This window comes from Providencia sp. TYF-12, assembly GCF_041344805.1.
GTDB classification, from domain to species: Bacteria; Pseudomonadota; Gammaproteobacteria; order Enterobacterales; family Enterobacteriaceae; genus Providencia; species Providencia huashanensis.
Genome location: NZ_CP166833.1, coordinates 1131669 through 1145729, shown reverse-complemented (window position 1 = coordinate 1145729; position 14061 = coordinate 1131669). Strand labels below are relative to the sequence as shown.

The window sequence follows — 14061 nt, the reverse complement described above, 5'->3', positions numbered from 1 at the left end:
GCGCATGTTGTCGCTAGGCGGCAAGTAAATGAGCCGCTAGGAGCATACATAAGTATGTGACTAGTGCGAATGCACGCAGCCAACAACCTTACCGCTTGAATTATGACCAACCCATACTCTAAATAATTCATGTTGTCGCTAGGCGGCAAGTAAATGAGTCGCTAGGAGCATACATAAGTATGTGACTAGTGCGAATGCACGCAGCCAACAACCTTACCGCTTGAATTATGACCAACCCATACTCTAAATAATTCATGTTGTCGCTAGGCGGCAAGTAAATGAGTCGCTAGGAGCATACATAAGTATGTGACTAGTGCGAATGCACGCAGCCAACAACCCTACCGCTTGAATTAAGACCAACCCATACTCTAAATAATTCATGTTGTCGCTAGGCGGCAAGTAAATGAGTCGCTAGGAGCATACATAAGTATGTGACTAGTGCGAATGCACGCAGCCAACAACCTTACCGCTTGAATTATGACCAACCCATACTCTAAATAATTCATGTTGTCGCTAGGCGGCAAGTAAATGAGTCGCTAGGAGCATACATAAGTATGTGACTAGTGCGAATGCACGCAGCCAACAACGCGACAGCTTGAATTATGACGAGTATGACGAGTATTTAGTTTTCATGAAGCCCACACTCACGCTTTAAACCAAAGAAACGAGTGTCTTCCTCACTCATCCCTTCCTCCCATTTACGGGTTGTATGGGTATCACCGACTGATAGATATCCCTTTTCCCATAATGGATGGTAAGGTAACTTATACTTTATTAAGTATTCATAAACTTGCTTATTATTCCAATCAATGACAGGTAGGATTTTAAAAATGCCTTTACCAACCCCCAACACTGATAAATTGGCTCGGCTCGTTGATTGCTCACGCCTTAACCCGGAAAACCAACTCTGAGCCTGTAATTCATGTAATGCTCTTTCCATCGGTTCAACTTTATTAAGTTGATTATAACGTTCAATCCCTTCAATACCTTGCGTCCAAAGCTGCCCATAAATCGCTTCTTGCCACGCAGGGGTTCGCTGAGCTCGATATACTTGTAAGTTCAAATTTAGTGTACTGCTTAGGTGCTCAATAAATTGATAGGTCTCGGGAAACAAATAGCCTGTATCCGTTAAAATGACAGGGATATCAGGTACAATTTGTGTCACCATATGCAGCGTTAACGCTGCTTGTATTCCAAAACTGGAAGACAACACAAATTCTGCTGGCAAATGTTCAAGCGCCCATTCAATACGCTGTATTGCACTCATTTTTTCTAACTGCACGTTGAAGTCAGATAAATACGCCGTTTGCTGAGCTTTATCTAAACTTAATACTGCCGCTAGTTGAAGCTGACTCATACTGCCTCCTGAACCTCATAAAAATCGACAGCAGAATTTACAACTGGCTTTACAACGTCAGTGCGGACTAAAAAGTCTCCAAAACCTTCTTGAGTTAAGCGGTTTTTCGACCAATTACCAATTAATTCATCCAAAATAGCCAAAATTTCAGCACTGCTGATATTTTCGCGGTACATGCGTGGAATTCGCGTTCCAATACGGTTACCACCCAAGTGTAAATTATACCTATCAAGCGCTTTTCCAACTAACCCCACTTCCGCCAGCATTGCTCGACCACATCCGTTTGGGCAGCCTGTAACGCGCAAAACGATATGCTCATCAGCCACTTGATGTGATGCCATAATATTTTCAACGTGGCTAACAAACTCAGGGAGAAAACGTTCCGCTTCAGCCATCGCTAACGGGCAAGTTGGAAAAGAAACACAAGCCATTGAATTTTCACGCTGTGGCGTGATTGCATCACTCATTAACCCATGGGCTTTCGCTATCGCTTCAATCGCCTCTTTTTCACTTTCAGGCACACCAGCAACGATCAGATTTTGGTTAGCTGTTAAACGAAAATCACCTTGGTGAATACGCGCTATTTCCGCAACCCCAGTTTTTAATGGTTTATCCGCTAAATCAATCAACCGGCCATTTTCAATAAACAACGTTAAGTGCCAACGATTATCAACCCCTTTAAGCCAACCAATTTTGTCACCGCGTTCCGTGAATTGATAAGGTCGGATTGGTTCGAAATCCACGCCGGAGCGCCTTTCAACTTCCGCCTTAAAGGTATCGACCCCCACTCGCTCTAAAGTGTATTTAGTTTTCGCGTTTTTACGGTCAGTCCGATTCCCCCAATCACGCTGAGTTGTCACTATCGCTTCTGCAATGGCCAATGTTTTATCTAATGGAATAAAACCAAATTCACTGGCTAAACGTGGAAAGGTCGCAGTATCACCATGAGTCATAGCTAAACCACCACCAACCAACACATTAAAACCAATGAGCTCATCATTTTCAGCAATGGCGATAAAATTCATATCATTAGCATGTAAATCCACATCATTGAGAGGTGGAATAACCACCGATGTTTTAAACTTTCTTGGTAAATAAGTTTGCCCTAAAATAGGTTCTTCATCGGTTGTCACAATTTTTTCTTTATCTAACCAAATTTCAGCATATGCGCTGGTTCTAGGTAAAAGGTGCTCAGAAATTTTCTTTGCCCATTCATAGGCTTGCTGATGTAACTCCGATTGCACTGGGTTAGATGTGCATAGCACATTACGGTTAACGTCATTTGCCGTTGCTAATGCGTCCAAGCCGACATGGCTTAACATTTGGTGTGCAGGTTTCACATCCCCTTTAAGGATGCCGTGGAACTGAAATGTTTGCCGGTTAGTTATGCGCACACTGCCATACAGCGTGTGCTCAGTAGCAAACTTATCAATATCTAACCATTGTTTTGGGGTGATAATTCCCCCCGGTAAGCGGCAACGCAACATCATTGCATGACGTGGCTCAAGTTTTTGTTCTGCACGCTCTGCTCGAATATCACGGTCATCTTGTTGGTACATGCCATGGAAACGGATCAATAAAAAGTTGTCCCCATTAAAACCACCAGTTAAGCCGTTTTTCAAATCTTCCTTAATGGTACCGCGCAAATAGTTACTGTCTTGCTTCATGCGTTCGCTGTCAGCAAGTTTGCCTTCGACGATTAAGGGTTTTTGTTGTTGTTCATTGCTCATTAATAAACATCCCTCTGATAACGGCGCATTACGCGCAGCTCACTTAAAAATTCATCGGCCTCCTCACTATCCATGTTGCCGTATTGACCGATGATATCCAATAATGCCTGCTCTACATCTTTTGCCATACGATTTGCATCACCGCAGACATACAGGTGTGCACCTTCTTGTAACCATTGCCAAACAGCTTCGCCTTGTTCACGAAGTTTGTCCTGCACGTAAACTTTTTCTTTCTGATCTCGCGACCAAGCTAATGAAATTTGGGTTAATAAACCGTCTTTAACATAACGCTGCCATTCAACTTGATAGAGAAAGTCATCAACAAAGTGAGGGTTACCAAAAAACAACCAGTTTTTACCTGTTGCACCGTCGTTATCCCGTTGCTGTAAAAAAGCGCGGAATGGGGCGATGCCTGTCCCAGGACCAATCATAATCACAGGTGTTGTTGGGTCAGCAGGTAGGCGGAAGTTATCATTGTGCTCAATGAAAATGCGCAGCTCATCCCCTTCTTTGAGTCTATCTGCTAAAAAACCCGACGCCCCACCAGTGCGAGGACGCCCATCGATGTCATAACGAACAACACCAACGGTAGCATGTACTTCGTCTTCTGATTCCGCTTGAGATGAGGAAATTGAGTACAATCGAGGCGTTAGTGGGCGTAGTAAATCAACAAATTCTTGAGCACTTGGCTGCGCTGCGGCTTGGCGCACCATATCAACGATCGGCGTCGTTTGCGCGTATTGCAAAATAGCTTGTTTATCGCTAATTAATGACAGCAACTCATCATCTTTAGATAGTTGTGCATATTTCTCGACAATTACGTGAGTATTTTGTGTCAGTTCTAATTGATAAATCAGTGCATCACGTAAAGAGTGCCGCTGCGAGCCAATAAAGACCTCTTCATCCCCTTGTAACCAAAGTAAAGCCACCAGCTCATCAACTAATTCGGGGTCATTATCAAACCACACCCCCAGTGAATCCCCCGGTAGATAACGTAAACCAGAGTCACCTAAATCAATTTCAATATGACGAACATCTTTTTGTGAATCCCGCCCTGTAATTTTTTGATTACTGAGTAACGTGGCGGTTAAAGGTGCTGTTTTGGTATAAGGCGATGAGTGAATTTCATTCACACTTCCCGCTTGAGCTGTTAATAATTGACTATCAGTTTGTGCCGGAACTCGTGCCTTTAAGATTTGAGTAAGGTTTTCAACCCATTCATCTGCAATGGATTGATATTCGACATCTGCATCGACTCTCTCAATCAATGACGTTGCGCCTAATAATGCCAATTGGGAATCAAAGTCTTTGCCCGCTTGGCAAAATTTTTCATACGATGAATCGCCTAAAGCAAAAACGGCATAACTGGTTTGTGCCAAATTCGGTGCTTTTTTCGAATAAAGGTATTTATATAATGCGACAGCTTCTTCTGCTGGCTCCCCTTCCCCTTGAGTTGATGCCACAACAACCAGCACTTTCTCTTGGTTTATTTGCTTAAACTTATAGTCACCCGCATTCACTAGATTCACGTTAATTTTTTCGCTAATTAAACGTTCTCTGAGTTGCTCTGATAGGCGGCGTGCATTACCCGTTTGTGAGGCTGAAATAATCGTAACGGTTTCCTGCGCAGCGACTGGCGCACTCGTTGACATGTCAACAGGGGCATTTTGATTTACCATCCCCCATAAATAACCGGAAAGCCAAGCGAGTTGATGTGATGAAAAATCATCAACAACTGTCTGCAAACGTGTTAATTGCTCAACAGATATTGGCAGCGCCGCTAATGGCGGCTGTTTTTTTGTCATTATCCTGTAACCCCAGCGTAGTTCATTTTTGAATTTTAAAAAACAATGCTATGTCACTCACCCAGAAAATACCCACAACAGACTGTTCGCTCATTTACCTAAATAATTAAACTAGTAAAGCAAAAAATACCGCTGTACTTAGAATAAGTAGGGTATGCGATTAGGTTATAACAACCATCAATAGCGGGATAAGAAACTATAGCCATAAATAATAACTAAAAAGCCTAAAGCAATTAGCAGATGGATCATATCCATAAAAGCGGTTAGTAATAATTTGGCAAATAAAGACATTTTTAGCTAAAAATACAGTACAATGCGCTGTTTATTAACAATAAGGAATGATATATGAGCACAACAATCTATAAGGATTTTACGTTCGAAGCTGCACACAAACTTCCCCATGTCCCCGCTGGTCATAAGTGTGGTCGTCTGCATGGGCATTCTTTCATGGTGCGTTTAGAAATTACTGGGGAAGTTGATAAACAGAGTGGTTGGATTATTGATTTTGCTGATGTGAAAGCGGTATTTAAGCCTATTTGGGAACAACTAGACCATCATTATTTAAATGAGATCAAAGGGCTAGAAAACCCAACAAGTGAAGTATTAGCACAATGGATTTGGCAACAAACTAAACCACATTTACCTTTATTAAGTGCAGTCACCGTTAAAGAAACTTGCAATGCAGGCTGCGTTTATCGCGGGCAGGCTTAAAAATACAAGTTCTAAAAAGGTAATAGTATTTCCCGTAACTATTTTGATAGCTGGGTAAAAATAAAATTCATTTATATAGGGATACAAGCCCCTCAGGCTGCTGGTTTAGTGGCAAGCCTAATCGGTTTTGAAAATAAATGAGGGGCAAAAATCTCTATATCCTTCTCTTCGACTTATCGCTAATTATGCAGTAAATAATAATCCCCCTCAGATAAAGCACACCCTAACACACCATATGAAAAGCTTTCCAACCGCTATCAAGTGGCAGTGGTTAGTCTGGTATCAAGACCTAAGATTAAGGTAAGAAGAGTTGGCGCTAAAGTATAAGCAAGAAGTGAAGCAACCACGGGCATTTTCTATCTTCGCAAAAAATGAAGTCACTGAAAAGTTTACATTTTTGCAACAATATAAATAAAAAGAGGCCATTGACGGCTATTTTAAGTTTCCTGGCATAAAGAACATAAAAACTTTAATTTGACATAGTGCATCAAATTATAACCTGATCTATTATTTACCATTATTTACTTTTAATAAGGCAGGGAAAATGAATCTATTTCAACAAACACCCAAATCCAGAAGACGTTATGGATTAGCAGCATTTATCGGTTTAATCGCAGGTATTGTCTCATCGTTTGTCAAATGGGGCGCTGAAGTTCCATTACCGCCAAGAAGCCCAACAGATATGTTCAACGCGGCTTGCTCGCCTGAAACTCTGATCCGCGCAGCAGAACAAATTGACTGCTCACGTAATTTTCTAAATCCACCTTATATTTTCTTAAGAGATTGGTTAGGAATTGCAGACCCTAATTCTGCGGTTTACACCTTTGCAGGGCACGTGTTTAATTCAGTGGGTGTTACTCACATCCTATTTTCTATCGTGTTTGCTGTCGGATATTGCATTGTTGCTGAAATATTCCCTAAAATTAAGCTATGGCAAGGGTTATTAGCGGGTGCACTGGCGCAATTATTTGTCCATATGATTTCATTCCCTCTTATGGGGCTCACCCCTCCACTTTTCGACCTTCCATGGTACGAGAATGTTTCAGAAATATTTGGCCATTTAATTTGGTTTTGGTCTATTGAGATTATTCGTCGTGACTTACGTAACCGTATTACTCACGAGCCCGATCCTGAAGTGCCGTTAAACCAACCATTTAGATAATGTTAAAGCCCCCAATGATTGTTTTTCAACTATTGGGGGTCGATGCAAAGTCATCGTTATTTTTTATTATTGAATATCCAAATACTTATGCGTTTGAATCGATAAACGCCAATTACGCTGTATACAAGTGTCAATACACAATTTCGTTGCTGTCGCCTTTTGGCTAATCGGTTGTAATGCAACGATAGGTGGAGCATCCACAGTACGTAATGCTAAAATTCTTTCAAGCGCTTCAATATCTTTTTCTCGCGCAACTGGGTGCTTAATTTCATTAGCCCTATCCACCGCTTGGCTAAGTACTTTCAATCCGCCTTTCATACCTACTTTTGGTGATACCGTCACCCAAGTCTCTTCTGTGCATTGAACTGGGTAAGTCCCACTCGTTTCAATTTGGCATTGATACCCTTGCTTCTCCAAAGCCTCGGTCAATGATGTTAAATCATAAATACAAGGTTCTCCGCCCGTGATCACAATATGTTTCGCGGTAAAACCACTTTTTTGCATCAATTGGACCAACCCATCCGCATCAGACATCGCCCACCAATCACTATCTTGTGTTTTCAATGCAATATCGCCCAAAGTGGTTTCTTTTGCAGGTTCCTTATCCCAAGTTTGTTTAGTGTCACACCAACTGCAACCAACAGGGCAGCCCTGCAAACGAATAAATACTGCTGGGACACCAGTGAAAACACCTTCCCCCTGTATTGTTTGGAAGATTTCATTAATTGGGTACTTCATACTGCTCCTAGAATAATCCATTTAGCGCATATTATATTGCAGATATCTATCTCACGGGCAATGCACTTTGTGATAATGTAATCACCTTGCGTTCAGGAAAGTACATCAATTAAATCAACGAAACCGAAACTATATTCGGTACAATATATTAAAACAAAGTCAATGACAGGAAAAGACATGCAAAGTAGTGAACAAAATCAACTCAGAAAGGGGCTGAGTGTTCGGCACATTCGCTTTATGGCCTTAGGCTCAGCGATTGGTACAGGGCTGTTTTACGGTTCAGCATCAGCCATTCAGGCTGCTGGGCCTGCAGTATTACTTGCCTATATGTTAGGCGGTGCAGCCGTGTTTATGGTAATGCGTGCCCTCGGTGAAATGGCGGTGCATAACCCCGTCCCAGGCTCTTTCTCTCACTATGCAAGTCATTATATGGGCCCTCTAGCTGGCTTTCTCACTGGCTGGAACTATGTATTTGAAATGCTGGTTGTCTGCTTAGCTGATATTACCGCCTTCGGGATGTACATGGGGTTCTGGTTCCCACATGTCGACCAGTGGGTATGGGTATTAAGTATCGTACTATTTATTAGTGCGCTCAATTTATGTCATGTCAAAATCTTTGGCGAAATGGAATTCTGGCTTTCTATCATAAAAGTCAGTGCCATCATTGGTATGATAGTTGGTGGTGCATTCTTAATGTTCTATGGTTTTGGTCAAGAAACCAACCACGAAGTTGGGCTACAAAATCTGTGGGAACACGGTGGTTTCATGCCAAACGGCATTGAGGGGGTCATCGCCTCTTTAGCTATCGTCATGTTTGCGTTTGGCGGTATTGAAGTCATTGGTATTACCGCAAGTGAAGCCCAGAATCCAGAAAAAACCATTCCTAAAGCCATCAATGCTGTACCTATTCGCATATTACTATTTTATGGTTTAACACTATTTATCCTGATGTGTATTTACCCATGGAATCAAATCGGCCAAAACGGTAGTCCATTTGTACAAATTTTCGATAGCTTAGGTATTCAATCAGCAGCCAATATCTTGAATATTGTCGTTATCACCGCCGCAATTTCTGCGATTAACAGTGATATTTTTGGTGCTGGCCGCATGATGTACGGCATGGCTCAAGATGGGCAAGCGCCAAAAGTCTTTACCAAACTAACAAAAAGTGGTGTTCCATGGGTAACTGTACTGGTTATGTCTGTCGTAATGTTATTGGGCGTTTACCTTAACTACCTATTACCAGAAAAAATCTTCGTGATTATTGCATCTATTGCAACCTTCGCGACCGTCTGGGTATGGCTTATGATCTTACTATCTCATGTTGCTATGCGCCGAAAAATGAGCCAAGAAGAAGTAAAACAACTAAAATTTCCAGTACCTTTCTGGCCTGTAGGCCCTGCTCTCACTATTGCATTCATGGTGTTTGTTATCGCATTGCTAGGCTTCTTTAAAGATACTCAGGTCGCATTAATCGTCGGCTTTGTTTGGGTTGCTTTACTCAGTATTGCTTTCTTTATTATGCGTTCTTACCAAAAGCGCTAACCTAAAAATATAATAGCCCTATATTTATTCCATATAGGGCTATTTTTTATTATGACTCAATAGCTTGACGAATATCGTCTATTAACTCATCCACGTTTTCTAAACCAATAGAAAGCCGAATTAACCCATCGCTAATACCATATTTCAACCTTTCTTCTCGAGTATAGGTCGAGTGGGTCATGCTAGCTGGGTGTTGAGCTAATGACTCACAATCTCCCAAACTCACCGCTCTTGAAAATAGCTTGAGGCGGTTCAAAAACAGTTTACCGGCTTCGATTCCGCCTTTTAACTCGCAGGCAATAATCCCCCCAGCTAACTTCATTTGTCTTTGAGCTAATTGGTATTGTTCAAAGTTCGGTAATCCTGGATACATTATTGACTTTATCTGCGGATGAGACTGCAAATATTCAGCAATTTTATGCGTATTTTGAACAATCCGTTCCATGCGAACAGGTAGCGTTTTCACCCCTCTAAGAATTAAATTCGCATCATGAGGAGATAAGCATGCCCCCGTCATGTCTTTCAATCCAACTAACCTTACTTGTTTCGCATACTCTGCGGAAGTCGCTATTGCCCCACCCATTGCATCCCCATGACCATTCATATATTTAGTCAAAGAATGAATAACAATATCAGCACCAAGTGTAATTGGCTTTTGGATATAAGGCGTACAGTATGTATTATCGACAGCCACCAATACTTTTTTTCGATGAGCAATTTCACTCACGGCTGCAATATCAACTAAGCGCATATTTGGGTTAGCCGGTGATTCGAAAAATATTATCCGAGTTTTATCAGTGATCGCTTTAGCCACATTATTTGGATCGCTCATATCAATATGACGTACTTTTACACCAAATCGAGCTAATCCATGATGAAAAAAAGCATAGGTACAACCGTAAACGGTTAAGTCCACTAGTAGTTCATCACCAGGGTTTAACAATGTCCAAAAAGTCGCTGTAATCGCCCCCATACCTGAAGAGAACACAACAGCAGCCTCTGCCTCCTCAAGAGAAGCGATCCTATTTTCTAGTAAAGTTAGCGTCGGGTTATTAATCCGAGTATAAATATACCCCTCTTTTTCACCACTAAAATAGGCACCTCCCTCTTCCACACTTTTAAATACATAAGTTGATGTTTGATAAATGGGTGCTGCTAATGAACCTAAATGTTGGTTTGCATCATAATGGCTATGAATTGCCCGTGTATCAAAAGAACTTTTTATATCTAAACTCATACCACCTCCTAAAAATCACCCTCCTTGGGATTGAGATAATCGAGATCCGACAATTTGCAAAGTCCGTAAAACCGTACTAATTCCACGTAATGTGTCAGGATCTTTTAATAAAGCATACACTGAACGAAAATTTGGGTTTTTACTATCATATACACCTTCCATTTTAGCCATGTTATATGCTGTACCTAATTCCCATACAGGAACCAAAGTATCTTCAAATGAATTTGACAATCTTTCTACTGTACTGTTATCTAAGATATCAATAAGGTCAGAAACTAATGACAGTAAATCAACAATATTATCTAAGCGATTTAATTGTAATAATGGTGCTAATTTTTCAGCAAGATGATTACCTGATTCTGAGCTAAGTAGCTCAACAAGCTTACTTTGAGTTTCATTATTCGACATTTTAAATTCCTCATTAAACTAAGCCACGAATAGCTGCCCAATAGATACCCCTATTGAAGCCATTTCTCAGTAACCCTCCTAATTTAGTTGGAGGAGTCGGAATAACATCGTGTTTATAATCATATTGCAAAGGCATTCCTGCTGTTAACCCCATTTGAGCAACTGCCTGAACTCGTCCATCATATATAGCCGCCGGATAACCATAAATTAATTCACCACAAATGTTATCTGCAATAATTGCAGCTTGGTTATGGCAACTGCCTCCTGCTTTACTAATCGGTAAATCAACGGTATCCCCTATAACATAAACACCGTCTATACCATATACTTGCATAGTTTCATGGTCTGTAGGTAACCATCCCTCACCATTATTGTGTTCACTTAATCCTGTATTAATTACTGCTTCTACTGCGGTGATTGGCGGCGTACTAATCAATAAATCAAAAGGCTGTTCATCCCCTTCTTTTGAGTATGCAATTTTTTTATCGGGATCGACTTTATTTAATGTAAATCCCCTCTGTGCTTGAATATTTTTAATAGTAAATATTTCTGGAATAACTTCACAAACAGGCTGTTGCATAAATAAACAGTTACGTAATAATTGTGACACGGTTGGGTAGGTATAAACTATTTCAATATTATCCCTAACCCGGCGTTTACGTAAGAACTCATCAATCATCAGTGTTGTCTCCATAGGAGCAATGCCACACTGGTGAGGTACATTCGGCGTTTCAGGAAAAGAAACTGTAATAAAAATACGACCTTTTTCAATTTTACTAAGTTGGTCTGCTAATTTACGAGAAGCATCATAGGCATAAAAGTGATTACCAATATCTTTTAGCCCTTCAATTCGTTCAGGTTTAGGTACACAACCTGTCGCAACCACTAAATAATCATAATGGTATTTTTTATTATTTATCGAATATAATTCTTTATCTTTAAAATTAAATGAATCTACTTTATCAATAACTAATTCAATTTCAGGCCTCAATAATTCACGCTCTGGACGACTTAACTCATCTTTAAAAAACATATTGAAAGCCACATACATAAATGCCGGCTTATAATAGTGTATAGGGTTATCTGTTATTAAGGTTATTTTTATTTTTTTCGAAAAAATTTCTTTATTAAGTTTTCTAGCTAAAATATTAGCTAGCATGGTACCACCTGTACCACCACCCACAATAACTATATTTTTCATGGCATTTAATCCTTAAGAAATAAAACAACTCGACAAATAAAATCGCTTATCACCGTGCTTTACACTTAATAAATATAGTTTAATTCCAATAATAACTTATACAATAAATTGCATATAATTTAAAAAATAACAAGAAAAACTAATTACTTTCATATATTAAATAATCTTATCCGATAAATTCAGATGTTATTAATTGATTGTTTATTTAAATAAACAGTCATCAGTGTCACTAACCATTTTATAAAAAGATGCTAATATGAGTAGTGCCCTACAATCTTCCACTTAAATAACACGTCTTCTGCCACTTGCCCATAACCAATATTATGCATTACCAAATACCGTTGGCTATCAGGTAGCTTAATAGTGGTCACAATTCCAATATGCGGTCGACCATCATCTAAACGCCACGAAACAATATCACCTGGAAAGTAATCTTGCCCATTATTGGTAATTTGTTTTACAGTAGCTTTTCGTGTAAAAAAACGTTCTAAATTAGGCACTCGTCGATGATCAATATTTCTATCTGGCTTGCGTAAACCCCAAATACGCTGACTTGGATATTGATTAAAATTAGTTTTAATATCTTCATGTAATAATTTTTGTAAATCAATTCCGATCTTCCGATAACTACGGATAATCACATCAGAACACACCCCATAATTTTCAGGGACATCACCATTAGGATATTCAATCTGACGATAAGCCGGATCATAAATAACCAAACGGGGTAGTAGTTCTGCTTGTTTCGCTAGCTCGATATTATTTTTGCCCATAACATGGTATGCACAAAATAATAAGGCTATAGGTAATAATCGCTTCAATGAACTATCTCCAGCTATAGTTGATAATAAAATCTACAATAGTTTCAGAGATAAATAAGGTGGGAAACTCTTAAAAAGATCTTACTTAAGCAAATCAAATTGAGTGATGATTGGATTATGGTCAGAAGCATCTGTTTGTAACACTCGACTTTCTTTAAGCTTCAAACCTCTATAAAACATAAAATCTAATGGCCGACCAAAAGCTTTTGTCCGTAAATCTAAATTATAGGTAACTTCTTTTAAGCCAACAGAACGAATAAAGCGTTTTAGTGCATTAATTCGCTGACGACTCCATGCGTTAAAATCACCAGCAAGGAGTACCGGCCCCATATGCTTACTAATATGCGTTCCAAGCTTATTTAGTTGCTTAGTGTAGACATCTACCCCAAAACTAAAATTAATTGCGTGCACATTCGCTACCATCAATTGCTTACCATTCGGTAATGGATAAACCGTAATCAAAGCTGATTTTGCTAAACGTAATAAAGGCTCTTTCTCCCTCAATGGGCAGCAATAAATTGGATGTGATGTTGCCAATGTCATTACACCCGCAGGATGAGGAGAAAAAGGTAAAGCAGGGACTTGGTCAGCGATCAATTGATGTGAAGCAGCAAAAGAAATTAACTCTGGGGACATTTGAGCTTCTTGCAGTAAGATTAGTTTTCTATCGACCACTAACTCACGTAGCATTATTTTCCAATTTGGACGCTGCTGTTTATATATGTTCCAAGTAACGACATCTAAGGTTTCCCCAGCAGCAAATAACGGCATACCAATTGGAAGGGATTCCCCTAACATATGTACAGGTGTAGGTTGAATACGTTTTGCAGGTTCACCTGCAATATATCGAACAGAATAAGTTCTTTTCGCCACGTCTCATATCCCTACATTGCAATGAAATAATCAATACCCTATTACAGCTTGATAAGATATCGCCTACCAGTATATCAAATCAGGCGCATCTTATCTTATCAAATTTGTAGTTTGTACTATTGCGAGGGGTCAACTCGAGACTAAACAATAATACTTATCGCAATCAGGCTACACCGCCTACTAGCTCAATCCCTCAGTGGACTACTGATTACCTTATCACCTTTAACGATAAACACACGATGTAGGCCTCTCTCCCTAAATTGCGTGATTTCGGTTTCCCCAAACGCAAAAAAGCCACCCAATGGGTGGCTTTCTCACTAATTTAATGTCTGGCAGTTCCCTACTCTCACATGGGGAGACCCCACACTACCATCGGCGCTACGGCGTTTCACTGCTGAGTTCGGCATGGGGTCAGGTGGGACCACCGCGCTATTGCCGCCAGACAAATTCGGTTTGTTCCCGTTTAGCACATT

Annotated in this window: 12 protein-coding genes and 1 rRNA gene; 3 read left to right on the top strand and 10 right to left on the bottom strand. The window is 40.1% G+C overall.

Annotated elements, in window-relative coordinates:
* Nucleotides 1-622: 622 nt before the first annotated feature.
* The 3 genes from ABE954_RS04990 to cysJ are packed head-to-tail and all read right to left on the bottom strand — an operon-like array spanning nucleotide 623 to nucleotide 4892.
* Nucleotides 623-1357, bottom strand: coding sequence for a phosphoadenylyl-sulfate reductase (locus ABE954_RS04990; RefSeq protein ID WP_048608205.1), 735 nt, complete (start codon nucleotides 1355-1357; stop codon nucleotides 623-625).
* A complete protein-coding gene (cysI, locus tag ABE954_RS04985) occupies nucleotides 1354-3087 on the bottom strand; it encodes an assimilatory sulfite reductase (NADPH) hemoprotein subunit (protein ID WP_048608207.1) in 1734 nt (577 codons plus the stop codon). The genes ABE954_RS04990 and cysI overlap by 4 nt, the downstream gene beginning before the upstream one ends.
* Nucleotides 3087-4892, bottom strand: a complete 1806-nt coding sequence (gene cysJ / locus ABE954_RS04980) for an NADPH-dependent assimilatory sulfite reductase flavoprotein subunit (RefSeq protein ID WP_131680847.1) — start codon at nucleotides 4890-4892, stop codon at nucleotides 3087-3089. The genes cysI and cysJ overlap by 1 nt, the downstream gene beginning before the upstream one ends.
* 345 nt (nucleotides 4893-5237) lie before the next feature.
* Between cysJ and queD the strand changes: the two genes are divergently transcribed.
* Both queD and ABE954_RS04970 read left to right on the top strand, forming a co-directional pair.
* Entirely contained in the window at nucleotides 5238-5603 is a 366-nt protein-coding gene (gene queD / locus ABE954_RS04975) for a 6-carboxytetrahydropterin synthase QueD (protein WP_042848941.1), read from the top strand.
* A gap of 544 nt (nucleotides 5604-6147) precedes the next feature.
* Nucleotides 6148-6765: a YagU family protein gene (locus tag ABE954_RS04970; protein WP_042848942.1), complete on the top strand. Its 618-nt coding sequence runs from the start codon at nucleotides 6148-6150 to the stop codon at nucleotides 6763-6765.
* Nucleotides 6766-6831: 66 nt separating this feature from the next.
* Here the strand turns inward: ABE954_RS04970 and queE are convergent, their stop codons facing one another.
* Entirely contained in the window at nucleotides 6832-7503 is a 672-nt protein-coding gene (gene queE / locus ABE954_RS04965; protein WP_042848943.1) for a 7-carboxy-7-deazaguanine synthase QueE, read from the bottom strand.
* Nucleotides 7504-7680: 177 nt separating this feature from the next.
* On the opposite strand from queE, the gene ABE954_RS04960 reads away from it, so the two are divergent.
* Nucleotides 7681-9048, top strand: a complete 1368-nt coding sequence (locus ABE954_RS04960) for an amino acid permease (RefSeq protein ID WP_042848944.1) — start codon at nucleotides 7681-7683, stop codon at nucleotides 9046-9048.
* Nucleotides 9049-9097: 49 nt separating this feature from the next.
* Here ABE954_RS04960 and megL read toward each other — a convergent pair whose 3' ends face one another.
* The 6 genes from megL to rrf all read right to left on the bottom strand — a co-directional run bounded on the left by megL (nucleotide 9098) and on the right by rrf (nucleotide 14031).
* The gene (gene megL, locus ABE954_RS04955) at nucleotides 9098-10285 is read right to left on the bottom strand and encodes a methionine gamma-lyase (RefSeq protein ID WP_042848945.1); all 1188 of its coding nucleotides are present in this window, start codon (nucleotides 10283-10285) and stop codon (nucleotides 9098-9100) included.
* A 15-nt stretch (nucleotides 10286-10300) separates the two neighbouring features.
* The gene (locus tag ABE954_RS04950; protein ID WP_048608213.1) at nucleotides 10301-10693 is read right to left on the bottom strand and encodes a hypothetical protein; all 393 of its coding nucleotides are present in this window, start codon (nucleotides 10691-10693) and stop codon (nucleotides 10301-10303) included.
* A gap of 13 nt (nucleotides 10694-10706) precedes the next feature.
* Nucleotides 10707-11894: an FAD/NAD(P)-binding oxidoreductase gene (locus ABE954_RS04945; protein WP_042848947.1), complete on the bottom strand. Its 1188-nt coding sequence runs from the start codon at nucleotides 11892-11894 to the stop codon at nucleotides 10707-10709.
* Nucleotides 11895-12145: 251 nt separating this feature from the next.
* Nucleotides 12146-12667 carry a DUF1287 domain-containing protein gene (locus tag ABE954_RS04940; RefSeq protein ID WP_094301239.1) on the bottom strand — a complete coding sequence of 174 codons (522 nt, stop codon included), beginning with the start codon at nucleotides 12665-12667 and terminating at the stop codon, nucleotides 12146-12148.
* A 129-nt stretch (nucleotides 12668-12796) separates the two neighbouring features.
* Nucleotides 12797-13588: an endonuclease/exonuclease/phosphatase family protein gene (locus ABE954_RS04935; RefSeq protein ID WP_042848949.1), complete on the bottom strand. Its 792-nt coding sequence runs from the start codon at nucleotides 13586-13588 to the stop codon at nucleotides 12797-12799.
* Nucleotides 13589-13915: 327 nt separating this feature from the next.
* Nucleotides 13916-14031 (bottom strand): 5S ribosomal RNA (gene rrf, locus ABE954_RS04930).
* Between the last annotated feature and the right edge of the window lie 30 nt (nucleotides 14032-14061).

What these genes read in the sequence shown, in the direction of transcription:
- megL (WP_042848945.1), bottom strand. Translation starts at nt 10,285, where the DNA reads ATGAGTTTAGATATAAAAAGTTCTTTTGATACACGGGCAATTCATAGC.
- ABE954_RS04940 (WP_094301239.1), bottom strand. Translation starts at nt 12,667, where the DNA reads ATGGGCAAAAATAATATCGAGCTAGCGAAACAAGCAGAACTACTACCC.
- cysI (WP_048608207.1), bottom strand. Translation starts at nt 3,087, where the DNA reads ATGAGCAATGAACAACAACAAAAACCCTTAATCGTCGAAGGCAAACTT.
- queD (WP_042848941.1), top strand. Translation starts at nt 5,238, where the DNA reads ATGAGCACAACAATCTATAAGGATTTTACGTTCGAAGCTGCACACAAA.
- queE (WP_042848943.1), bottom strand. Translation starts at nt 7,503, where the DNA reads ATGAAGTACCCAATTAATGAAATCTTCCAAACAATACAGGGGGAAGGT.
- ABE954_RS04960 (WP_042848944.1), top strand. Translation starts at nt 7,681, where the DNA reads ATGCAAAGTAGTGAACAAAATCAACTCAGAAAGGGGCTGAGTGTTCGG.
- ABE954_RS04990 (WP_048608205.1), bottom strand. Translation starts at nt 1,357, where the DNA reads ATGAGTCAGCTTCAACTAGCGGCAGTATTAAGTTTAGATAAAGCTCAG.
- cysJ (WP_131680847.1), bottom strand. Translation starts at nt 4,892, where the DNA reads ATGACAAAAAAACAGCCGCCATTAGCGGCGCTGCCAATATCTGTTGAG.
- ABE954_RS04945 (WP_042848947.1), bottom strand. Translation starts at nt 11,894, where the DNA reads ATGAAAAATATAGTTATTGTGGGTGGTGGTACAGGTGGTACCATGCTA.
- ABE954_RS04950 (WP_048608213.1), bottom strand. Translation starts at nt 10,693, where the DNA reads ATGTCGAATAATGAAACTCAAAGTAAGCTTGTTGAGCTACTTAGCTCA.
- ABE954_RS04970 (WP_042848942.1), top strand. Translation starts at nt 6,148, where the DNA reads ATGAATCTATTTCAACAAACACCCAAATCCAGAAGACGTTATGGATTA.